Origin of the sequence: Paraburkholderia hospita, from assembly GCF_002902965.1 — a bacterium.
Taxonomy (GTDB): domain Bacteria; phylum Pseudomonadota; class Gammaproteobacteria; order Burkholderiales; family Burkholderiaceae; genus Paraburkholderia; species Paraburkholderia hospita.
On record NZ_CP026105.1, the window covers coordinates 1558391 to 1579813 of the forward strand.

16 protein-coding genes are annotated in these 21423 nt (G+C 63.8%); 3 read left to right on the forward strand and 13 right to left on the reverse strand.

Annotated features, from left to right (window positions below; genetic code table 11):
- Positions 1-84: 84 nt before the first annotated feature.
- Both C2L64_RS06975 and C2L64_RS06980 read right to left on the reverse strand, forming a co-directional pair.
- Complete coding sequence (locus C2L64_RS06975) at positions 85-765, reverse strand: PspA/IM30 family protein (protein ID WP_007588312.1); 681 nt, start codon at positions 763-765, stop codon at positions 85-87.
- Between the two features lie 514 nt (positions 766-1279).
- Positions 1280-1924 (reverse strand): hypothetical protein, encoded by a 645-nt coding sequence (locus C2L64_RS06980; protein ID WP_090836027.1) that lies wholly within the window; start codon positions 1922-1924, stop codon positions 1280-1282.
- A gap of 628 nt (positions 1925-2552) precedes the next feature.
- Between C2L64_RS06980 and C2L64_RS06985 the strand changes: the two genes are divergently transcribed.
- Positions 2553-5111: a penicillin-binding protein 1A gene (locus C2L64_RS06985; RefSeq protein WP_079485137.1), complete on the forward strand. Its 2559-nt coding sequence runs from the start codon at positions 2553-2555 to the stop codon at positions 5109-5111.
- A gap of 981 nt (positions 5112-6092) precedes the next feature.
- Here C2L64_RS06985 and C2L64_RS06990 read toward each other — a convergent pair.
- The 3 genes from C2L64_RS06990 to C2L64_RS07000 are packed head-to-tail and all read right to left on the reverse strand — an operon-like array spanning position 6093 to position 11810.
- The gene (locus C2L64_RS06990; protein ID WP_090836028.1) at positions 6093-7562 is read right to left on the reverse strand and encodes an efflux transporter outer membrane subunit; all 1470 of its coding nucleotides are present in this window, start codon (positions 7560-7562) and stop codon (positions 6093-6095) included.
- Between the two features lies 1 nt (position 7563).
- Complete coding sequence (locus C2L64_RS06995) at positions 7564-10686, reverse strand: efflux RND transporter permease subunit (protein ID WP_090836029.1); 3123 nt, start codon at positions 10684-10686, stop codon at positions 7564-7566.
- Complete coding sequence (locus C2L64_RS07000; RefSeq protein ID WP_090836059.1) at positions 10683-11810, reverse strand: efflux RND transporter periplasmic adaptor subunit; 1128 nt, start codon at positions 11808-11810, stop codon at positions 10683-10685. Before C2L64_RS07000 ends, C2L64_RS06995 begins: the two co-directional genes overlap by 4 nt.
- A 247-nt stretch (positions 11811-12057) precedes the next feature.
- On the opposite strand from C2L64_RS07000, the gene C2L64_RS07005 reads away from it, so the two are divergent.
- Entirely contained in the window at positions 12058-12678 is a 621-nt protein-coding gene (locus C2L64_RS07005) for a TetR/AcrR family transcriptional regulator (RefSeq protein WP_007588318.1), read from the forward strand.
- An 11-nt stretch (positions 12679-12689) separates the two neighbouring features.
- Here C2L64_RS07005 and C2L64_RS07010 read toward each other — a convergent pair whose 3' ends face one another.
- The 8 genes from C2L64_RS07010 to C2L64_RS07045 all read right to left on the reverse strand — a co-directional run bounded on the left by C2L64_RS07010 (position 12690) and on the right by C2L64_RS07045 (position 20355).
- Entirely contained in the window at positions 12690-13061 is a 372-nt protein-coding gene (locus tag C2L64_RS07010; protein ID WP_007734091.1) for a cupin domain-containing protein, read from the reverse strand.
- A gap of 90 nt (positions 13062-13151) precedes the next feature.
- Entirely contained in the window at positions 13152-14015 is an 864-nt protein-coding gene (locus C2L64_RS07015) for an AraC family transcriptional regulator (RefSeq protein ID WP_090836031.1), read from the reverse strand.
- A gap of 10 nt (positions 14016-14025) precedes the next feature.
- A complete protein-coding gene (locus tag C2L64_RS07020) occupies positions 14026-14256 on the reverse strand; it encodes a DUF2795 domain-containing protein (RefSeq protein WP_007588322.1) in 231 nt (76 codons plus the stop codon).
- Positions 14257-14338: 82 nt separating this feature from the next.
- Positions 14339-14590 carry a hypothetical protein gene (locus C2L64_RS07025; RefSeq protein WP_007588325.1) on the reverse strand — a complete coding sequence of 84 codons (252 nt, stop codon included), beginning with the start codon at positions 14588-14590 and terminating at the stop codon, positions 14339-14341.
- A 348-nt stretch (positions 14591-14938) separates the two neighbouring features.
- Positions 14939-16276 (reverse strand): C45 family autoproteolytic acyltransferase/hydolase, encoded by a 1338-nt coding sequence (locus C2L64_RS07030; RefSeq protein WP_007588326.1) that lies wholly within the window; start codon positions 16274-16276, stop codon positions 14939-14941.
- Positions 16277-16452: 176 nt separating this feature from the next.
- Entirely contained in the window at positions 16453-18183 is a 1731-nt protein-coding gene (locus tag C2L64_RS07035; protein WP_090836032.1) for a ClcB-like voltage-gated chloride channel protein, read from the reverse strand.
- Between the two features lie 152 nt (positions 18184-18335).
- Positions 18336-19073 (reverse strand): glutathione S-transferase, encoded by a 738-nt coding sequence (locus C2L64_RS07040; RefSeq protein ID WP_007734083.1) that lies wholly within the window; start codon positions 19071-19073, stop codon positions 18336-18338.
- A 202-nt stretch (positions 19074-19275) separates the two neighbouring features.
- Entirely contained in the window at positions 19276-20355 is a 1080-nt protein-coding gene (locus tag C2L64_RS07045; protein WP_007734081.1) for a YeiH family protein, read from the reverse strand.
- Between the two features lie 120 nt (positions 20356-20475).
- Between C2L64_RS07045 and C2L64_RS07050 the strand changes: the two genes are divergently transcribed.
- On the forward strand, positions 20476-21390 hold the full coding sequence (locus C2L64_RS07050) for a LysR family transcriptional regulator (protein ID WP_079499736.1): 915 nt from the start codon (positions 20476-20478) through the stop codon (positions 21388-21390).
- Positions 21391-21423 lie beyond the last annotated feature (33 nt).

The following is a 21423-nucleotide window of genomic DNA, read 5'->3' on the forward strand; positions in this document are numbered from 1 at the left end:
TATCGAGTTGCCGTGTCGCGCGGCCGTCGTGTCGTAGTACACGGCGCCGCGCGGCACATCGCCTGTTGCGCGCTTATTGCACGCTTACTGCGCAGGCGTGTCCAGCTGCTTCTTCAGTGCGGCGAGACGGTCGTCGATCGACGGGCCGCGGTTCAGGTCCGCGAGCTTGTCGTCGAGCGCCTTGCCGCTCTTCACGTCGGCCGAATTCAGGCGCGCGTCGGAACGTGCCGTCGACAGCGCGACCTTGTCTTCCAGCTTCTGGAAGTCTTCAGCAAGATTCTTGCCGCCGATTCCACCCAGCGCGGTGGCCGCCGTGTCCTTGGCCTCCGCGATCTGCTGCTTGGCCTGCAGGATGTTCGAGCGCGCGTTCAGGTCGTTGCGGCGCTGACGCATATCGTCGATCTGCGTCTTCAGCTGGTCGACGGAAGGCTCGAGCGTGGTCAATTCCCTCGCGAGCGCATCGCGTTCGGCTTCCGCCGTCGACTGTGCGCCGAGCGCCTCGCGCGCGAGCGCTTCGTCGCCCGACTGCAGCGCGCGTTTGGCGCCGTCTTCGTACTTCTTCGCCTTGTCGGCGGCCACGTCGCGCTTGCTTTGCTGCGTGGCGACCTGCGCCTGGATCTCGATCAGCGAGTTCTCCGCTTTCGCGATGCTCTCGTCGAGTTCGCGCACGATCTGGCGCGCATCACGCGACGGGTCTTGCACGGAGTCGGCTGCATCGTTCAGGAGACCTTTGACCGTCCGCGTGATGCTGTCAAAAAGCGACATGAAATACCTCCATTGATTGAAATCGACGCTGAATACCCGGCGCATTGAAGCTCGCGCGAAACGACGTCGACTGAACATAGTTTACGCCGCCCTGCGCAATGCTGCGGGTCATGCTCCATGCCATCAGACAGCGCGTCTTCGCGCTTGTTGCATGACGGCGGAGCAAACGGACCTGACATCGGGGCGCGCGCACGGAATGCAATACCTGAGCGCAGATTTAAGTTGCCGCGACGCATCCGTTGACGCTTCGCACACGCTTTGCAATCGATGCATGACCGGCTATTCAACAGCTCGCGGATATTACACCACGCGTACTCTTAAAACGGTCTTAAAACGCGATTTCCTGCGCCTTTCAGCCGATGCTTTCGCAATCTTTGCGACGTGCGCGCGCATCCGCAACGTGATGGACGAATCAGCGTGCGGATTTGTCAAATCGCATGGTCGGATTCTTTCGGATAGCCGACGATACAGCGTCTGCGAGCACGACGCACACATGCCATGTAGCGCCGCTAACTCAGGCGAAACGGCCGCTGCCTTCGGCGGGATCGATGCCCGGTTCGTCGTCTTCGTGCTCCTGCTTACGCTTGCTTGCGGCATTGCGTTTCGACGAAAGCAGTGTGGGCGCGCTGGATGGCGCGCGCGTGTCGGTGGCGGCATCGGCGGCGTCGTGCGACGCGAGCGCGGCGGCTTTCGCGGCCGCCACGCGTGCGGCAGCCTGAGCGGCGGCAGCGTCGTCGGTGCTTTCGAGCGTAGCGGACACGACGGGCGTCGCGAGCGCGGCAACGGGGGTGGCGAGATCGATGGGGGCGAGCGGCTCTTGCGGCGTGTCGGAGGCGGCGAAGACGGTATCGTTTTCAGTTGGCGCGTTTTTGCTGCCCGGTGCGGGCGATCGGAGCCCGGCGGGCGTGGCTTGCCGCAGATGCTTGCTCGCGCGTGCGACGCGTTGCAGCGCTTCGTTCAGCGCGTCGGGTTCGCGCGGCGCGCGCAACCGGTCGACGATGCTCGCCGCCTTGACCTGCTCGCTGGTCGCGCCGAAGCTCAGCACCGCGCGCCGCATCAACTCGCTGACGCTGATGCCGAGGTTCTCCGCCGTCGTGGAGATGGCGCGTTTCTGGGCGGGGCTGACGAAGACGACGATGCGTTCGCTAGGCTTGTTCATAGATCGGCTCGCGTTCTTTGTTGGTGTCGAACTGCGGAGGAATCCGGGCAGGGCGGCGAGTCCTGCTTGGCGCACGTCAAACCATCATAAGACTAAATCGCGGCGCGCGGTTGCGCGCGGGCGTAAATCGGGCGGCCCGTAAAATGGCTGTCACATCAACGGGTTGCTACGTTTGCAGGTGTATTGTCCACAGGGCTGTGAACATTTTCTGTTGATAACCGCACGGCGCGCCACAGGCGGACTCGCGTGGCGCCGGACAGTATTTTTTCTTACATCGGGGCGCAATCATGAGGGAATTCTTACAAAAAAATCACCTTCCGCGCCGCTTGATTTCTTTAAAATGCGCTGTTACGTTGCGCCAGACACTACTTGGGCGCGCCGTGCGGCCGGCCGGGGCGAGGTGAAACAGTCGGTGCCGCGCGGTGGCAATCGCCAAGGGTAGAGACCGTCGTCATGCGTTGCGCGCGGGCGTCCCTTGCATGGCCGCGGTCGGATCGGCGGCAAGGCGCCGATCTGGCGCGCAACGGTGCCGCGGTCGCGCGTTATGTCGCGGAGCGGCGCCACGATCACGATTCAGGCGCACCGCGCGTGCAACTCCGGCGTGTAGGTAGCGCCCATCATTCCAGTCATGCCAATCATCAAACGACCGCAATCTTCCAGCTCGTCAGGGCATTCAGGCCGCGAGCCTTCTTTCGGCAGCAACGACAACCCGAGTCGCGATTACCGCTACGCGCAGCGCGAAGAAGACGACCGCGATGAGCGCGGCGGCGGTGCCCGTTCAGGCGGCTCAGGTCGCTCGGGTCGCACGATAGGCGGCACGATCGCGTTGTGGTTCGCAGGGCTGTTCGCGACGCTCGCGGTGGTCGGCGCGCTGATCATCGGCTATGCGCTCGTCGTGATGGGGCCGCAGTTGCCGTCGCTCGATGCGCTCACCGACTACCGCCCGAAAGTGCCGCTGCGTATCTATACGGCGGACCACGTGCTGATCGGCGAATTCGGCGAGGAGCGCCGCAGTCTGGTGCGCTTCCAGGACATTCCCGACGTACAGAAGAAGGCCGTGCTCGCAATCGAGGACTATCGCTTCTACGAGCATGGCGGCGTCGATTTCATCGGCATCCTGCGCGCGGGTTTTGCGGACCTCGCGCATGGCGGTTCGTCGCAGGGCGCGAGCACGATCACGATGCAGGTCGCGCGCAACTTCTTCCTGTCGAGCGAAAAGACGTACACGCGCAAGATCTATGAAATGCTGCTCGCGTACAAGATCGAGCGCGCACTCACGAAGGACCAGATTCTCGAGTTGTACATGAACCAGATCTATCTGGGCGAGCGTGCCTATGGCTTCGCGGCCGCGGCGCGCGTGTATTTCGGTAAGGATCTAAAGGACATCACGCTTGCGCAGGCAGCGATGCTGGCGGGGCTGCCGAAGGCGCCGTCCGCGTACAACCCGGTCGTCAATCCGAAGCGCGCGAAGATTCGCCAGGAATACATCCTGAAGCGGATGCTCGATCTGAACTACATCACGCAAGACCAGTACAACCAGGCTATCAAGGAAGATATCCGCACGAAGACGGCGGGTAACGAGTACAGCGTGCACGCCGAGTACATCTCGGAGATGGTGCGCCAGATGATGTACGCGCAGTACAAGGACGAGACGTACACGCGCGGCCTCAACGTCACGACGACGATCGATTCCGCCGATCAGGAAGCCGCCTATCTCGCCGTGCGCAAGGGCGTGATGGACTATGAGCGCCGTCACGGCTATCGCGGACCGGAAGGCTTCGTCGAGTTGCCGGCTGCCGGCGACGAGCGCGACGAAGCCATCGAAGACGCGCTGAACGATCACCCGGACAACGGCGAGATCATTGCGGCCGTCGTGACGTCGGCGACGCCGAAGGAAGTGAAGGCGCAATTGCTCGACGGCACGCAGGCGAGCGTGACGGGCGATGGCTTGCGTTTCGCGGCGGGCGCGCTGTCGGCGCGTGCGGCGCAGGCACAGCGTGTGCGGCCGGGCTCGATCGTGCGCCTGATCGCCGATGCGAACGGCAACTGGCAGATCACGCAGTTGCCGCAGGTGGAAGGCGCGCTGGTGTCGATGACGCCGCAGGATGGCGCGATCCGCGCGCTGGTCGGCGGCTTCGACTTCAACAAGAACAAGTTCAACCACGTGACGCAGGCATGGCGTCAGCCGGGTTCGAGCTTCAAGCCGTTCATCTATTCTGCGGCGCTCGACAAGGGCCTCGGACCGGCGACGATCATCAATGATGCGCCGTTGTACTTCCCGCCGAGCGCGCCGGGCGGCGACGCATGGGAGCCGAAGGACGACGATCAGCCGGATGGTCCGATGCCGATGCGTCTCGCGCTGCAGAAGTCGAAGAACCTGGTGTCGATTCGCATCCTGTCGTATATCGGCACGAAGTACGCGCAGGATTTCGTCACGCAGCGCTTCGGCTTCGACGCCGACAAGACGCCGCCGTATCTGCCGATGGCACTCGGCGCTGGTTTGGTGACGCCGCTGCAATCGGCGGGTGCGTATAGCGTGTTCGCGAACGGCGGTTACCGGATCAATCCTTATCTGATCGGCGAAGTCGACGATGCGCATGGCCAGCCGCTGTCGCGTGCGCAGCCGCTGACGGCGGGCAAGGATGCACCGCGCACGCTGGAGCCGCGCAACGCGTACATCATGAACAGCCTGCTGCATTCGGTGGCGACGGCGGGCACGGGCGCGGGCACGAATGCGCTGCATCGTAACGACCTGCAAGGCAAGACGGGTACGACGAACGATGCGAAGGACGGCTGGTTTGCCGGCTATCAGCAATCGCTCGTGGCTGTCGCGTGGATGGGTTATGACCAGCCGAAGTCGCTCGGTAGCCGCGAGTTTGGCGCGCAACTGGCGTTGCCCATCTGGGTCGAGTATATGCAGCGTGCGCTGCGTGGTGTGCCGCAGGTTGAGCCTGAGATGCCTCAGGGGGTGACTTCTGTCGATGGCGAGTTGTTCTATGCCGATATGACGCCGGGGAGTGGGTTTGTCGCGAGTATTGGGATGGATTCGGCGAATCCGCTCGCGAGTGGTGGTGATGCTGTCGGCACGGTTGGGCCGGCGGGGATGACGCCGCCAGCGCCGCCGCCGAATGTCACTTCGACTGAGAAGAAGCAGATTATGGATTTGTTCGAGTCGAATAAGCCGTAAGGGTTTGGTTTGGTTTGCGCCGCGCGGGCGGGTTGGTTTGCTTGTGTTTGCGCTGGCATCCGCGATTTGTTTTGCCTGCTTCAAGCGTCGCCCCTGTGCGGGGCGGCACCTACTTTTCTTTGCCGCCGCAAAGAAAAGTAGGCAAAAGAAAGCGGCTCACACCGCCAGCTCTTGTGTTTGCCTGAGGGCCCCCATAGGGTCTTACGCTTCACACGGTAACCACGTGACTCATTCTCGTTGCCAACGCTCTAGCGGTGCGCGTCACCCGCTTCACGCACCTGCATTGCGGTCTGCCGTGCCAGATATTCCACGGCCGCCCAGGTGGCAAACTGTGTGTAGGCCGAAGTGCTACATACGCCTCACTCCGGACCGATAGCCCACGCGTTCCACCCTGTAAGAGCGCAAACGCGTACGCCGCGACAACCTACACACAGTTTGCCACCTGGGCGGCGGATACCATTCGCTGCCGCTGACCGTTGTACGGGTGCCTGAAGCTGGTGAGGCATTCATTCACAGCGTTGGCAACGGGCACCAACGAGGGCACTGTCGTGTGAAGCGTGGGGACGTTAGGGGCCCGTGGATAAGAACACGTGCTGGCGGTGTTAGCCGCTTTCTTTTGCCTACTTTTCTTTGCGGCGGCAAAGAAAAGTAGGTGCCGCCCCGCACAGGGGCGACGCTTGGAGCACGAAGGCATAGCGCGGATGCCAGCGAAAAAGGCCAAAAGACCAAACGGCACCGCCCGCGCCGCGAAGGCAACCCGCGGACGCCACCGCAAAGGCAAGAAAACCAAAACCGTCCGCGCCACGAAGGCGCAAACACAGCTACCAGCGCACTCGCAAAAAAATCAGGCAAAAAGAGCGCCGCACACCAAAAGCATATTTCGATGCACGGTCAACGACTTATCTCACCTATCCAGAAGATATCAACAAGCCTGTGAACAAAAACTGTGGATAAGACCAAACCCAACCATCACCGACAGGTTCACCTCACAACAGGCGACGCCAATCCCTCCGGCGGAGGATTCCCCATCGCCTGAAACAACGCTGCCGTATCGTTCAGCCTTGCGCCCGTAAACCGAATCTCATCGAGCCGCGCATTGCGATACTGCTGCTCGCTCGCCCGCGACGCCGTGACAGGCACGGCCCCCAGCCGATACCGCGCGGCCGTCTCCTCAAACGACCTCTGCGCGGCCCGCGCAGCAACATTCGCGGCATCGAGCGATTGCGCATCGTGTTCGAGCGCAGCGAGCGTATCCGCGACATTCTGGAAAGCGGCCAGCACGGTCTGCTTGTACTGCGACGTCGCAGCTTCATACGAAGCGATAGCCGCGCGCCGCTGCGCGAACAGCGCACCGCCATGAAAGATCGGCTGCGTGATCGATGCGCCGATGCTCCAGATAGCCCCCGCGCCCGACAGCGCAACAGGCCAGCTAAACCCGCCTTGTCCCATCGATGCGCTCAGCGTCAAGCTCGGAAACATCTGCGCGGTTGCGACACCGACATCGGCGGCGGCCGCCTTGAGCGTCGCATCGGCGGCCTGAATATCGGGGCGCGCCTTCAGCAAATCCGATGGCACGGAGACAGGCACCTGCTCCGGCACATGCAGCGAAGCAAGATCGAGCGCAGGCGGCGCCTCGTCCGGCGTACGGCCGAGCAGCACCGCAAGTGCATGCCGCGTCGTCAGCAACTGCTGGCGCGCCGGCGGCAGACTCGCGGCAAGCGACGCCGCGCTTTGCTGCGCGCTCAGCAGATCGCTGTGCGACACCGCGCCAAGATCGTAGCGGCGCTGCGTGTCGCGCGCCTGATCGTTGGCGAGCGCGACGAGCCGCTCGGTCGTTTGCACCTGTGCGTCGAGCATCGCCGCTGAAATCGCCGCGGCCACGATGTTCGCGGCCAGCGCGCGCCGCGCCGCATCGAACTGGTACGCCTGCACGTTCACACGCGACGCAAGCGCCGCATCCGCGAGTCGCGCCGCGCCGAAAATGTCGAACGTGTACTGCGCCTGCAACTGCCCGACGAACGTGTTGTACAGAAACGTATTCGGCCCGATCTCGGGAATCGCGAGCGCGCGCTGGCGAGCCGCCTGGCCGCCGGCGTCGATGGTCGGCAACATATTGCTGCCGATCTGCGCGCGCAACTGCTCTCGCGCGGCCTTGAGACTCTTGTCGGCGGCGTCGAGCGTCGGGCTGTTGCGCAGGCCTTCGTCGACGAGCGCGTTCAGTTGGTCCGATTCGAACGTGCGCCACCATTGCGGCACCGCCTTCGCGCCGACCACGAACTGCTGCGTGACACCTTGCGCAGGAACGGTCTGCGTCGGTTGCGGATCGGCGCCGTAGTGCGCAGGTTCGGGCATCGCGGGCGGATTGCCGTTCGGCCCGAACGAACAGGCCGCCGCGAACACGCAAGCAACGGCTACGGCAAAAGACGTACGGGTCATCGAAACAAGGCTCATGTCAGTTCCCCGAATGATCGGACGGCGCGGGGCGCGGATCGCGCTCGTCACCGCGCACGCGGAACCACGCGGCGTACAGCGCGGGCAGATAGAACAGCGTGAGCACCGTCGCGCTCGTGATGCCGCCCATCAGCGCCGTCGCCATCGGGCCGAAGAAGTTCGAGCGCAACAGCGGAATCAGGGCGAGCACGGCGGCTGCCGCTGTCAGCGCAATCGGGCGGAAGCGCCGCACCGTCGCGCCGACGATCGCATCAAAGCGCTTGTGCCCCTGCGCGATGTCCTGCTCGATCTGATCGACGAGAATCACCGAGTTGCGCATGATGATGCCGAACATCGCGATCACGCCGAGCATCGCGACGAAGCCGAACGGCTTGCCGAACAGCAGCAGCGTCGCGACCACGCCGATCAGGCCGAGTGGGGCCGTCAACACGACCATCAGCACGCGCGCGAAGCTTTGCAACTGGATCATCAGCAACACCAGCACGGCAATGATCATGATCGGCATCTGCGCATTGATCGACGTCTGTCCCTTCGCGCTTTCCTCGACCGAGCCGCCGATTTCGATCCGGTAACCCACAGGCAGCGCCGAACGAATCTGCGCAAGCTGTTTGTCGACGGCATGCGTGACGTCGATGCCTTGCGCGTTGCCGCGCACGTCGGACTGCACGGTGATCGTCGGTTGCCGGTCGCGTTCCCAGATCACGCCATATTCGAGGTCGTCGCGCATGCGCCCGAGCGCGCCGAGCGGCACTGAGCCGTTGGGCGTCGGCATCGCGAGCGTCAGCAGTTGCGACGGGTCGACGCGCTCGTTCTTCGGCGCGCGCAGATCGACGCTGATCAGTTTGTCGCGCTCGCGGTACTGCGTGACCGTGTAGCCCGACAGCGTCATCGCCAGAAAGCTCGATACGTCCGCCGATGTCACGCCCAGTTCGCGCGCCTTCTTCTGATCGACCTCGAAGCGCACCGAGCGCTCGGCGGGTTCGTCCCAGTCGAACTGCACGTTCGCCGTGCCCGGGTTCGCGCGCATCGTCGCGGCCACGCGTTCGGCGATCGAGCGCACCGTCGCGATGTCGTCGCCGCTCACGCGGAACTGCACGGGATAACCGACGGGCGGGCCGTTTTCGAGCCGCGACAGGCGCGTGCGGATCGCGGGGAAATCGTTGCGCAGTTTCGGCTCGAGCCAGCGCGCGAGCTTCTCGCGATCTTCGACGGACTTCGCGGTGATCACGAATTGCGCGAAGTTCGGCTGCTGCAATTGCTGGTCGAGCGGCAGATAGAAACGCGGCGCGCCCGAACCAACGAAGTTCACCGAATGATCGATTTCGGGCCGGCCTTCAAGGGCTTTTTCGATGCGCTGCGCCTGGCGCAAGGTCGCCTGGAACGAGGCGCCTTCGGGCAACCGCACATCGACGAGCAGTTCGGACCGGTCGGAGCTCGGGAAGAACTGCTGCGGCACGAGCGAGAAGCCCGCGAGCGACACGACGAACAGAATCACGGTGATCGCGAGCACGACGAAACGTCGTTCGATGCACCACGTGATCCAGCCCGTCAAACGTCGATAGAAACGCGTTTCATAGATGTCGTGCTCGTGATCCTCGGGTTCGTGTGCCTGCCGTTTGCGCTCGGGCAGCAGGTGATAGCCGAGCATCGGAATCAGCACGACGGCAGCGAGCCACGACGCGATCAGGGCGATCGCCGACACTTCGAAAATCGAGCGCGTGTATTCGCCCGTGCTCGATTTGGCGAGCGCGATAGGCAGAAAGCCCGCCACGGTGACGAGCGTCCCCGTCAGCATCGGAAACGCGGTGCTCGTATAGGCGTAGGCCGCGGCGCGCGTGCGGTTCCAGCCCTGTTCGAGCTTCACGGCCATCATTTCGACGGCGATGATGGCGTCGTCGACGAGCAGGCCGAGCGCGAGCACCAGCGTGCCCAGTGACACCTTGTGCAGCCCGATATCGAACAGGTACATGCACAGCGCCGTGACGGCGAGCACGACGGGAATCGAGATCACCACCACCATCCCCGTGCGCACGCCCAGCGACACGAGACTCACGACCAGCACGATCGCCACCGCTTCGGCAACGGCTTCGAGGAAGTCGTCGACGGAATGCGCGACGGCGTGCGGCATGCTCGATACTTCGACGAGCTTCAGCCCCGCGGGCAGATGCGCCTGCAAGTCCTTCATCCTCTCGTCGAGCGACTTGCCGAGCTGGATCACGTCGCCGCCCGGTTGCATCGTCACACCGATGCCGAGCACGGGCTTGCCCTGGAAACGCATCTGCGTGACGGGCGGATCGTCGTAACCGCGTTTGATGGTCGCGATATCGCCGAGCCGGAACGAGCGGCCGTTGATGCGGATCAGCGTGTCGGCGAGCGCGTTCAGGTCTTTGAATTGTCCCGTGGGACGCACGAACACGCGGTCGTCGTAGGTCGTCAGCGTGCCGGACGGCGAGACGCTGTTCTGCGAGTTGATCGCCTGTGCGAGTTGATTGGGCGAGATGCCGAGACGGGTCAACTGCGTGTTCGTGATCTCGACATAGATATGCTGGTCGGGATCGCCGAAATAGTCGACCTTGCCGACACCCGGCACGCGCAACAGCACCGTGCGCAATTCGTCGGCGTAGTCGTGCAACTGCGCTGAAGAAAAGCCGTCGCCTTCGAGCGTGTAGATGTTCGTGTAGACATCGCCGAACTCGTCGTTGAAGAACGGCCCTTGAATACCTTGCGGCAGCGTCTGCGCGATATCGCCGACCTTCTTGCGCACCTGATACCAGGTTTCCGGCACGTCCTTGACGGGTGCCGAGTCCTTCATCGTGAAGAAGATCAGCGATTCGCCGGGGCGCGAATAGCTGCGCAGAAAATCGATGGCGGGCGTTTCCTGCAGCTTGCGGCCGATGCGGTCGGTGACCTCTTCCTGCACCTGGCGCGCGGTCGCGCCCGGCCAGAATGTGCGGATCACCATCACGCGAAACGTGAACGGCGGATCTTCGGATTGCGCGAGCTTCGTATAGGCGAGGATGCCAAATGCTGTCGCCAGCGTGATCAGAAAAACGACCAGCGCCTGATGACGCAGTGCCCACGCGGACAGGTTGAAGCGTCCTTCTTCGTCGTGTACTGCGCTCATGACGCGAAATCCTCGGGATGCAACGGCGGCACGACGCGGACTTTCTCGCCCACGGTCACCGTGTGCACGCCTTGCCATACGACACGCTCGCCTTCGTTCAAACCTTGCGAGATCGCGATGGTCCGTTCGGCGTAATGCGCTACCTGCACGCGGCGCAGTTCGAGCTGATCGCTACCGCTCTTCACGATCCAGACTGCGGGCTGCGTGCCGTCATGAAAGAGCGCCGTGGCGGGCAACGTGTAAAGGTTTGCGTGCGCAGCGGCGTTGTCGTGCGTGAAGTCGATATCGGCCGTCATGCCGAGGCGCACGTCAGGACCGGGTTGGTCGAGCGTGAGCTTTGCGCGATAGGTGCGGCTTTGCGGATCAGCGGCGGGCGACAGTTCGCGCACGCGCGCATTGAATGTGCGGCCGGGCAGCGCGCCGAGCTTGACGGTTGCCATCTGGCCGACGCGCAGCGACGCGAGCGCGCCTTCGGGCACGTCGCAGACCACGTCTACATCGCCCGACCACGCGAGGTTGTAGACGGCCTGTCCCGACGACACGTTCTGCCCCGTGTCCGCCTGTTCGGCCGTGATGACGCCCGCGTGATCGGCGGCGAGTGTTGCGTATTGAAGCTGGTCTTTGGCGAGCGCGGCCTGTTGCTGCGCCTGATCGCGTTGCGCGGCGGCCGACGCATACGCGTCTTCCGTCTGCTCCAGCTGCGTCTGCGCGATCAGGTTCTCGCGTGCCTGCGCACGGTCCCGGTCGAGCTGCTGCTTCGCATAGACGAGCCGGTGCTGCGCGGCGTCGAGTTGCGCGGCGGCGCTGGCGGCGTTCTTCTGCGCGTCGGCGGGATCGAGCCGCGCGACGACCTGGCCGTTCTGCACGACGTCACCCAGCCGCACGCGACGCTCGATGATCTTGCCCGCAATACGGAACGACAGCGGCGTCGAATAGCGCGCCTGCACTTCACCCGGCAGCGACGCCGCGAGCGGCTGGCCGTCGGCATGCACGGCGACGGCGACGACAGGCCGCGGTGCGGGCGCAGCGGCTTCCTTGTTGTGACACGCAGCGAGTGTCAGCGCGCCCGCGAGGACGAGCACGCCGAGCGAGGCACGGCGAAACAACGGAGCAGAGGCGGACAGACGGGACTGCTTGCGCGCGATGGCTTGCGCGCCACGACGGGAACGATTCACGATGCCCCCAGGCTTAAATGCAAACGGATACGGCAAGCCAGAGGCTACCGACGGCGTGCAGCGAAGCGGGCCGCGAGCGTTTCGTTTCGCGTCGCAACGCGGCTCATTGCTTCAGATGGTGAATTGCATTCTAATACATACCTGTATCTGAATGCAAAACTGAATCGTGTCGGGGAACGATGCTAGACTGTTAAATATGAAACGCAAACGACTCACACGCGAACAGAGCAAAGACCAGACGCGCCTGCGTCTGCTCGATGCTGCACAGGCCATTTTCATGAAGAAGGGGTTCGTCGCGGCGAGCGTCGAAGACATCGCGGACGCGGCGGGTTACACGCGCGGCGCGTTCTATTCGAACTTCCGCAGCAAGCCCGAACTGTTCCTGGAGTTGTTGCGCCGCGATCACGAGTCGATGCAGGCGGATCTGCAGAACATCTTCGAAGAGAACGCGACGCGCGAAGATATGGAAGCGAGCGTGCTGCGCTACTACAGCCGCATGCCGAGCGAGAACAAGTGCTTTCTGCTATGGGTGGAGGCGAAGCTGCTGGCTGCGCGCGATGTGCGATTCCGTGTGCGCTTCAATGCGTTCATGCATGAGAAGCTCGAGCAACTGACGGCGTACATCACGGAGTTTTCGGTGCGCGTCGGCACGCCGCTGCCGTTGCCGGCCGAGACGCTGGCGCTGGGTCTGATGGGTTTGTGCGACGGCATGCAGTTTTTCTTTACCGTCGATCCGCAACGTTTTTCGGGCGAGCGCGCGGAAGAAGTGCTCGGCAATTTCTTCGCGCGCGTCGTGTTCGGCAGGACGATGGAGTAGGGCGCGCCCGCTCAGATCCAGACGTCGTTGGCGGCCGTGCGCTCGCTGGTTTCGCTGCCCGTGTTCTTCACACCGCGCGGCTCGATCAACAGCAGTTTCACTTCTTTCTCTGCGTAGGGCTTGTGCTCCTTGCCCTTCGGCACGACGAACATGTCTCCCGATGAAAGCTGCACCGCGCCGTCGCGAAAGTCGATGCGCAGCTCGCCTTCGAGCACGATAAACGTTTCGTCCGTATCGGCATGATCGTGCCAGATGAAATCGCCTTCGATCTTCACGAGCTTGAACTGGTAGTCGTTCATCTCGGCGACCACGCGGGCTTGCCACTGATCGTTAATCAGGCTCAGCTTGCTGGCCAAATTGATGGGGAGATAGGTGGAGGACATCGCGTTTCCTTGTGTTGAAAGTCGATGCCATCGAGTGTAGTGACGCGACCATGCACGCGTCTTGAACGTTCGTGCAAACGCTCACTGTCCTCAGCGGGTTTGCGCGTTGATCATCCGTAACCAGCGCGACGGCGTCACGCCATACGCGGACACGAAGTGCCGCGTCATATGGCTCTGATCCGCAAAGCCCGCGGCAGCGGCGGCATCGACGAGCGCCATGCCGTCCAGCATCGATTGACGCGCGGCGTCGAGACGCCGCATCGTCAGATAGCGATGCGGGCTCGTGCCGAAGAACGCGCGGAAATCGCGCGACAGGCTCCAGCGGTCACGGCCGCTTGCGGCGGCCAGTTCGTCGAGTGTAACGGGGCGTTCGAGCGCGGCATGCAGGTAATCGCGCGCCAGTTGCGCCGCGCGGAAATCAGCGGAAGCGCGCAGTGGCCGCGCGCCCGACACGGCGTCGAGCGCATGCGCGAGATCGAAGAGCGCGTCGTCCTGTTCGAGCGGATCCATTGCACGGTCGATGCCTTGCAGCAGCGCCTGCGTCGCGGCAGCAAGACGCGGATCGTCCGACAGTCCGCCTTCGATGAACGGCAGCGGCTTGCCGCCCAGCGCCGCCTGGAACAGCGCGGGCTCGACATAAATCATCCGGTAGCGGAAGCCTTCGTCGGTGCCGGCCTGACCGTCGTGCGTTTCGTCGGGGTGCAGCACCATCGTGCCGCCGGGCAGGCTGTTGCGCACGCTGCGCCGGTAATGAAAGCTCTGCACGCCCGCGAGTGTGCAACCGATCGCGTAAGTATCGTGCCGGTGCAGCGCGTAGCCGTTGTGCTGGAAAAATGCTTCGATGCGCTCGACGCCGTCCTGCGCGGGCGCGCGCCGGATCCAGTCGTGGTTGCGCTGCGCAGTGTCTGAAGGCGTTTGGGTTGCCGGCACGGCGGTCGAGCCAAGGTCCTGCATAGGTTCGCCGTCAGATGCCAAGGCCCGGCCCGAAATTGCTGCCGATCAGCTTCGTCACGGAATCGATATCCGCGTAATCCTGCTCGGGCAGGCCGTCGAGCATCGACAGCACCTCGTTGCTTGCGCCGGCTTCACGCGCGGCGTCGACGAGCGCGTCCTTGTTTAGCGGGTAGGTGACGCCGCTCAGGATATCTGCGATCTGCAGGTCAATCGATTCACCCGGAATAGCCGATCCCGTCATGCTCGCGCTCCATTGTTCTGAAAGTAGTTGGCGCGAGCGGGACGATCCGCCCATCGAATCGAGGTCGACGTATCTCGCGCCGTCATGTCTGCAGATGTTCGTCCTGTGCCACGAAGCCTCGGTCCAGATGCCGCGACTTCGGCAGTGCGATGTGCTCCCATCGCTCGGGCCGGATATCGGTCTGGGCCGCGACGTCCGGCGCGGCGGGCGCGACGGGGGCAGCGTTGGCGCGGGCGGCGGCCGTGTCGATCGTGCCGTCCGTCGCCGTATGCACCGGCGCGGCGAAACACGAAGCCGACAACGTCACCATGATCAACAGCGTCGAGGTTTTCATCGCTCGACCTCCTTATGCCTGGCAGCGCAGGAACTGCATGCAAGCGGTATGCCATTCCGATAACAGCGTACTGGCGCCCGCCCCACGCGGTCGCCGTCTGCGAGCACCGCGCGTCCCCTCATATTACGCCAGTTATTTTTACAAGCGCTGGTGAGGCGCAGCGAAGGACGGAAATCGGCTTGCGTTGATGGAGGTTTGAGGCAGTTTCGTGTCGGGTGGACGCGCCCGAGCCAGCGGCGGGGCGGATCCGCGCGATGCGCCGCGCATCCCGTATGTAGAAAGCGGGTGGCGTTAACCCGGCACGAGCCAGGACGTTCGTGAGCGTCCCGCCGCGCCGCGAGCGAGCCTTCAGCGCAGCACGTCGAAGCGCGTCCACGGCCACGAAGGCCGGTCGCGCATGTAGCCGTTCAGCCAGTTCCACTGCGGATGGCGCTTCATGAACGCCTGCGCGTCGAATGGCCGCCCGCATGGATGACCCCAGCGCGCGAAAAATGCCATGTCGCGCGCCATGTCGCTGTCGACTACCTTGCCGTCGTTCGCGCCCCACGGATTGAACGGACCGTGATCGGAACTGCCGAAGCGCTGGTCGTCCAGTTCCAGATGTCCGCATATGGTCCGCGAGCACGGATTGTCCGGGCGATCGAGATAGACGTCGTGATGGTCGGCGATCATCTGCTTCGCCAGCTCGACATCGATGCTGCCGCGATGCGTCTCTTCCAGTTGCATGAAGCGCAGCCGCCGCGCACCGTTCCTGCGCACGTCGGTGTAATCCTCGCCTTCGCCCGTGCATTCCTGATTGCGGATTTTCAGATCAGTGGCCGTGTTGTAGCCGCTGTAGAAACCGTTCTTCGTGCTTTCGAAGCCGGAGTAGTGCAGGCCAAGTTCATAGCGCGCGATCTCGCCCGTTTTCGCGTCGCCGAGCAGCCAGCTATTCGCGTAGCCGCCGTTGTTCGCGAGCGCGAACATCTCGCACCATTCGCCGATACTGTTCGCGTACTGCGTCGCGTGCCGTGAGCGGTAGAACTCAGGCGCGCCTGACGCGTTGTAACCGGCAAAATTCGAAATCGTGGTCTCCGTCACCATCAGGCCCGCCGACGTGACCCAGAAATCCGTCAGGCTCGAAATGCAGCCAGGCAGTCCCTGCATCAGAATCCGGTTGCCCGCTGCGGGCACGATGTCGAACACGACGTTGAACGCGTCGCCCGTGGCGTAGCGGTCCCACGAGTTGTGCGCCATCACGATGCGGCCGTCGCGCGTCGCGCTGCCCGTCGCGATGAACGCACTACAGTGATGCCCGCGCCGGCCGCGCCACGGCTTCAGGCCGAGTTGCGGCTTCTGCTGCGCGGCGTGCTGCGGCCACCAGCTTTGCAGCAAATCCATGTAACCGTTCCACGCGAGCACTTCGGCGAACGTGAGTTTCGCGCCATCGGCGATGCCCTGGATTTCGTCGGCGGATTCGCTGTCGATGCGTGGTGCGAACTGCTCGACGGCGGCATTGACGAACGTGTCGAATTCCTCGCCCGTGTCCCATTTCGCGAGATAGCGGGCGGTGTGGATCGCGTTCTGGATTTCGGTGGCAAGCAACGTGCCGTGCTGCTCGCCGCGCTCGTACGGCTCGCCTTCGATATGCACGAAGATCCAGCCCGCATGGTCGCGGCGCACGGCATCGATGGACGGTTTGCTCATCTTCGCTCCCGCTCGCAGAGCGGGCATCGCCGCCGGCGTTGCTCAGCGCCGTACATCGCGGGATGCGGCTTGCGGCTCGTTCATGGTCAATCCATTGTAGGGAACTTGACGCGCTTTACCATGGGCCGAACTGGGGCCGCAGTAAGTATCGATGAGGTATCGGTGAAGGGTGACGGTTAACGCGGGTTCATCCGGAAGTACGCATCGAGCAGTGAAGTCTTGTAGACCACGCCTGCGAGCGTCGGCCGCGCGGCGCTTTCGACGACTGGCAGCCGTTCGCCCTGGAACGCCATGAAGTGCTGCAGCGCGACGCCGATCGGCATGTCGGGCGTGAGCACGTCGAAATGCGGCTGCAGATAATCGGCCGCCGTTTTCGCCGACGTGTCGCGCTTGTCGAGCAGATCGGACGTGATGTCCTTCAGCGCGACCACGCCGAGAAAGCAGCCGCTGTCGTCCGTCACGTACAGATACTTGACGGGGTATTCGAGGAACACGCGCGTCATATCCTGCACGGTCGCATTCGGTTGCACGACGGTTTGCGGCGGGCGGATCAGCTCGCGCATCTGCGTCGCGCGCAACCGCATGCGCTCCTGTTCCTCGCGATTGCGGTGCAACGTGACCTCGTACATCGACGTCTTGCCGATCGCGCGCGCCGCGAAGTACGCGACCACGCACGACACCATCAGCGGCAGTACGACCTGATAGCTCAACGTCATTTCGAAGATCATCAGGATCGCCATCAGCGGCGCCTGGGTCGCGCCCGCGAGAAACGCGCCCATGCCGACCATCGCGTAGGCGAACGGCGCGGACGTCGCGTGCGGCCACAGCGTGTTCATGCCGAGCCCGAACAGCGAACCGAGCACCGCGCCGAAGAAGAGCGTCGGCGTGAAGATGCCGCCCACGGCGCCCGAGCCGACCGTCGCCGCCGTCGCAATCAGCTTGAACACGAGCACGACGACGAGCGCGGACCAGGTCCAGGGTGAATGCAGGATCGAGTTGACGACGCTGTAGCCGTTACCCCAGACCTCGGGCGTCCACACGGACAGAATGCCGACGATCAGGCCGCCGAGCGCAAGCCGCACAGGGAGGGGGATCGGCAGGCGTCGGAAGCCGGCCTTGGTGGTATCCATCAGGCGCAGGAACTGCGGCGCCGCCGCGCCGCACAGCAGGCCGAGCGCGACGAACAGCAGCACTTCGAGTCCCGCGACGGGCGGGAACACGGGCATCTCGTAAGGCGGCTTGTAACCGGCGAACTCGCGCATCAGGATGTTCGAGACCACCGACGCCACCACGACGGGCCCGAAACTTTCCATCGCGATCGAGCCGAGCACCAGTTCGGTGACGAAAAACGCGCCCGCGATCGGCGCGCTGTACGCGGACGTGATGCCCGCCGCCGCGCCGCACGCGACCAGCAGCTTAAGACGCGGCGGGTCGAAATGCACGATGCGCCCGATCAGCGATGCACACAGCGCAGCGAGCTGCACCATCGGGCCTTCGCGGCCAATCGAGCCGCCGCTCGAAATCGTGAACAGCGACGACGCGCTGCGCCACAGGCTGAGGCGCACGGGCACGACGCCATCGCCGATCACGACGGCTTCCATGTAATCCGTATGCTGTTTCTTGTCGGCGCCGCGCTGCGCGATGACCAGCAGCACGCCCGCGGCCAGCCCGCCCAGCGCGGGCAACGCGATACGCATCGCAATGGGCAGGCGCTTTGCCATTTCGACGAGACTGCCGTCCTGTCCGGTGAAAGCGCGCTGCATCAGCGAGATGCCTTCGCGGAAGGCAATCGTCGCAAGGGCGCCCACGATGCCGACGATCACCGACCACACCAGCATCGTGTGCGCGTCGGACAGACGGAAGAGATGGGCGGCGCGGGTACGCAGTCTCAGCAGGAATGAAAGCACGGCAGGAGCGGGCGTTTAGGGTTGGTATGGGGTGGCGCGCAAGCCTTCGCATGTTATCGGCATTGCGCGACGACAGGTTGAAGAGGGGCGCGTTACCCGGCGATATCTGGCATGCGCGCCGCTACGTGGCGAAAGAACGATGTCAGTTCATCTCAGCGCACGTCCTTGTCGAGTTCAGGGTAGTGCCGGAAAACGCAGGTTTCGTTGTACGGCAGACGCCGTTCCGAGTCGAGATAGGCGGCGATATTCGGGCGCTTGAGCACCGCGTCATGCAGCCTGGCAAGCCGCGGATGACGCTCGCCGAAATGCTTCATCGCGCGTGGAAAGGCGTAATGCAACCCGTCGATCAGCTGGAACATCGACAGATCGACATACGTCAGCGTGTCGCCGACCATGTGTTTGTCGCCGGCGGGGTTCTGCTTCAGCACGCGCTCGAAATAGCCCATGAACTTCGGAATCCGATTGTCGATGAAATCCGTCGAGCGGATTTTGGCAGCCTCTTTCTGCTCCTCGTAGTACATGCCCGACGCGAGTGGGTGGTGCGTATCGTGCGCTTCCGTGACCATGTCGGCGATGGTCAGCTGCAGGCCGTTCGCGACGTAGCGCAGGCTCTCGACCTTCGGCGCGAGATTCAGCTTCGGCCCGAGGTAGAACAGGATGTTCGCCGTCTGCGAAATGATCAGGTCGCCGTCCTGCAGGAAGGGCGGCGCGTACGGCAGGCACGCTTCCGACCGGCTGTCCATCACGTCGATCATCGCGCCCGTGCCGAGCCCGTCCTGTTCATCGCCGCGCGCTACCTCGACGTAGTCCGCGCGCGCTTCCTCGAGCGCGAGCCGCACGAATTCGCCACGGCCCTGCAATCCATCCCAGTAATAGAGCTGATAAGTCATCGGTCGGTTCTCATTCGATTGTCGGCGGTGCGGTGTCGCGCCACGTTTGCACACGGAAGGGAGCTAGAAGTATGCCGCGCGATGCTGGCAGTTGGTGTGCCCGTCACCATGCAAAAAAGCGCGCCGGCGCGATCGTGGCGATACAGCCCGAAAAGCACAAAAGCCCCGCACGCGGCGGGGCTTGTTCGAGAGAGTTGCCGGCTTAGCCGAGCAGATGCTGGACGAGCCACGTGATACCGAGACCGCCTGCGAAGAGCCACACGTACAGGATCAGGCCCGTCGTCAGCGCACGGGGACCGGCGTCGCGGATCTGCGAGAGGCGTGTTTCGATGCCAAGCGCGGTCATGGCCATCGTCAGTGCGAAGGTGTCGAGCATGTTGACCGTGCTGGTCGCGGCTTCAGGCAGGATATGCAGCGAGTTCACGGCGACACAGGCGAGGAAGCCAAGTGCGAACCAGGGCACGGCGAGCTTGCGAGGCGCTTGAGTGCCATCTTTCGAAGCGGCGCTGCGGGCCGAACGGTTCACCCACATGCCGACGATCAGCAGCACGGGCACGAGCAGCATCACGCGGGTCATCTTGACGATGGTGGCGATATGCGTCGCTTCCGGGCTCACGTTGCTGGCAGCGCCCACCACCTGCGCGACTTCGTGAATCGTGCCGCCGAAGAACAGGCCCACGCCCGTCGTGTCGAGATGGAGGATGCCGGCGCGCAGCAGCGCGGGGTAGAGGAACATCGACAGCGTGCCGAACAGCACCACGCTGCCAACGGCCATCGCGCTCTTGTGCGGCTTCGATTGCAAGGTGGATTCGAACGCGAGCACGGCGGCGGCACCACAGATCGCGCTGCCCGCTGCCGTGAGCAACGCGCTGTCGCGGTCGAGCTTCATCAGCTTCATGCCCGCCCAGGTGCCGATCACGAGCGTGCTGACCACGATCAGCAGCGATTCGGCGAGACCCGGCAAGCCGACTTGGGCGATTTCCTGAATGCTCACACGCAGCCCGAAGAACGCGACGGCGATGCGCAGCAGCTTGCGGGCCGAGAAATTGACGCCAGCGGCCCAGCTCTCGGGCATGCCATCCTTGAGCGCGTTGCCGTAGATCATCCCGCCGACGATGCCGACGATCAGCGGGCTGATGCCCAGATTGGCAATTGACGGAATGGCGGCGATGCGGGTAACGGCGGCGGCGAACAGGGCGACGAACAGAATGCCGTTGATCTGGCCGCGCGTCGATGACGGGGCGGGAACGGCATGGGTGTGAGCGGTGTGAGCAGTGGACATGGGCTTCAACCTGTTTGGAAAGGTTGGTTGATTCGATGGCCTTATCCTAATTTAGATATATCGATATGAGAAATCGTGATTTGGGATGAAATATATCGGCTAATCTGATACTTTGTCGCCATGACCCCGGATCAGCTTATAACATTCGCCGCCGTCGCCGAGCACCGCAACATCAGCCGCGCCGCGCTCGCACTGCATCTGTCGCAGCCCGCCGTGTCCGGCCAGTTGCGGCAATTGCAGGACGAGTTCGGCGAGCCACTCTATTTACGCGACGGCCGCGGCGTGCGCCTCACGCCCGCGGGCGAGCAACTGGCCAGCTACGCGGCGCGGCTGCGCGACACCTTCCGCCAGGCATACGCGTATCGCGACGCGCTGCGCGGCATGGAGCAGGGCACGCTGCGTATCGGCGCGAGCACCACGCCCGCTAGCTATCTGCTGCCGTATCTGATCGCCGCCTTCCAGCGCCGCCATCCCGACGTGACTGTGCACACGGACGACGGCAATACGGCGGATATCGTCGGCGCGCTGGCGTCGTTCGATATCGCGTTGGTCGAAGGGCAGGTCGGCGGCGATCTGCCGCCGGATACCGCTGTGCATCCCTGGCACGAGGACGAGATCGTCGCGATCATGCCGCGCTCGCATCCGCTCGCTGTGGAGGGCGTGCCGGCCGTCACGCTCGCCGGGCTGAGCGAGCACGCGCTCGTGCTGCGCGAGGAAGGCTCGGGCGTACGGCAACTGATCGAACGAGCGTTCGCGCGCGCAGGCTTGCCGATGCGCGTTGCGCTGGCAATCGCAGGCGTCGAGGGCGTGAAGGAGGCCGTTCGCGCCGGGATGGGCGTCGGCTTCGTGTCGGCGATGTCGATGCGCCACGAGAACGAGACGCTGTGCCGCCTGCCGCTCGGTCCCGAGCCGCTCACGCGGCGGTTTTCGATCCTCGTGCCGCATGCGAGTGCGCCGTCGCGCCTCGTCGGACGCTTCCTGGAACTGTGCCTGAACGGCGATGCGCGGCCCGCGACGGGGGCGTCCGGCCGTTAGGGGATAACCACTATGGCGTGAGGCGCCGACGCG

What these genes read in the sequence shown, in the direction of transcription:
- C2L64_RS07030 (WP_007588326.1), bottom strand. Translation starts at nt 16,276, where the DNA reads ATGAGCAAACCGTCCATCGATGCCGTGCGCCGCGACCATGCGGGCTGG.
- C2L64_RS07050 (WP_079499736.1), top strand. Translation starts at nt 20,476, where the DNA reads ATGACCCCGGATCAGCTTATAACATTCGCCGCCGTCGCCGAGCACCGC.
- C2L64_RS06985 (WP_079485137.1), top strand. Translation starts at nt 2,553, where the DNA reads ATGCCAATCATCAAACGACCGCAATCTTCCAGCTCGTCAGGGCATTCA.
- C2L64_RS06975 (WP_007588312.1), bottom strand. Translation starts at nt 765, where the DNA reads ATGTCGCTTTTTGACAGCATCACGCGGACGGTCAAAGGTCTCCTGAAC.
- C2L64_RS07005 (WP_007588318.1), top strand. Translation starts at nt 12,058, where the DNA reads ATGAAACGCAAACGACTCACACGCGAACAGAGCAAAGACCAGACGCGC.
- C2L64_RS06990 (WP_090836028.1), bottom strand. Translation starts at nt 7,562, where the DNA reads ATGAGCCTTGTTTCGATGACCCGTACGTCTTTTGCCGTAGCCGTTGCT.
- C2L64_RS07010 (WP_007734091.1), bottom strand. Translation starts at nt 13,061, where the DNA reads ATGTCCTCCACCTATCTCCCCATCAATTTGGCCAGCAAGCTGAGCCTG.
- C2L64_RS06980 (WP_090836027.1), bottom strand. Translation starts at nt 1,924, where the DNA reads ATGAACAAGCCTAGCGAACGCATCGTCGTCTTCGTCAGCCCCGCCCAG.
- C2L64_RS07045 (WP_007734081.1), bottom strand. Translation starts at nt 20,355, where the DNA reads ATGTCCACTGCTCACACCGCTCACACCCATGCCGTTCCCGCCCCGTCA.
- C2L64_RS07020 (WP_007588322.1), bottom strand. Translation starts at nt 14,256, where the DNA reads ATGACGGGATCGGCTATTCCGGGTGAATCGATTGACCTGCAGATCGCA.
- C2L64_RS07025 (WP_007588325.1), bottom strand. Translation starts at nt 14,590, where the DNA reads ATGAAAACCTCGACGCTGTTGATCATGGTGACGTTGTCGGCTTCGTGT.
- C2L64_RS07015 (WP_090836031.1), bottom strand. Translation starts at nt 14,015, where the DNA reads ATGCAGGACCTTGGCTCGACCGCCGTGCCGGCAACCCAAACGCCTTCA.
- C2L64_RS06995 (WP_090836029.1), bottom strand. Translation starts at nt 10,686, where the DNA reads ATGAGCGCAGTACACGACGAAGAAGGACGCTTCAACCTGTCCGCGTGG.
- C2L64_RS07040 (WP_007734083.1), bottom strand. Translation starts at nt 19,073, where the DNA reads ATGACTTATCAGCTCTATTACTGGGATGGATTGCAGGGCCGTGGCGAA.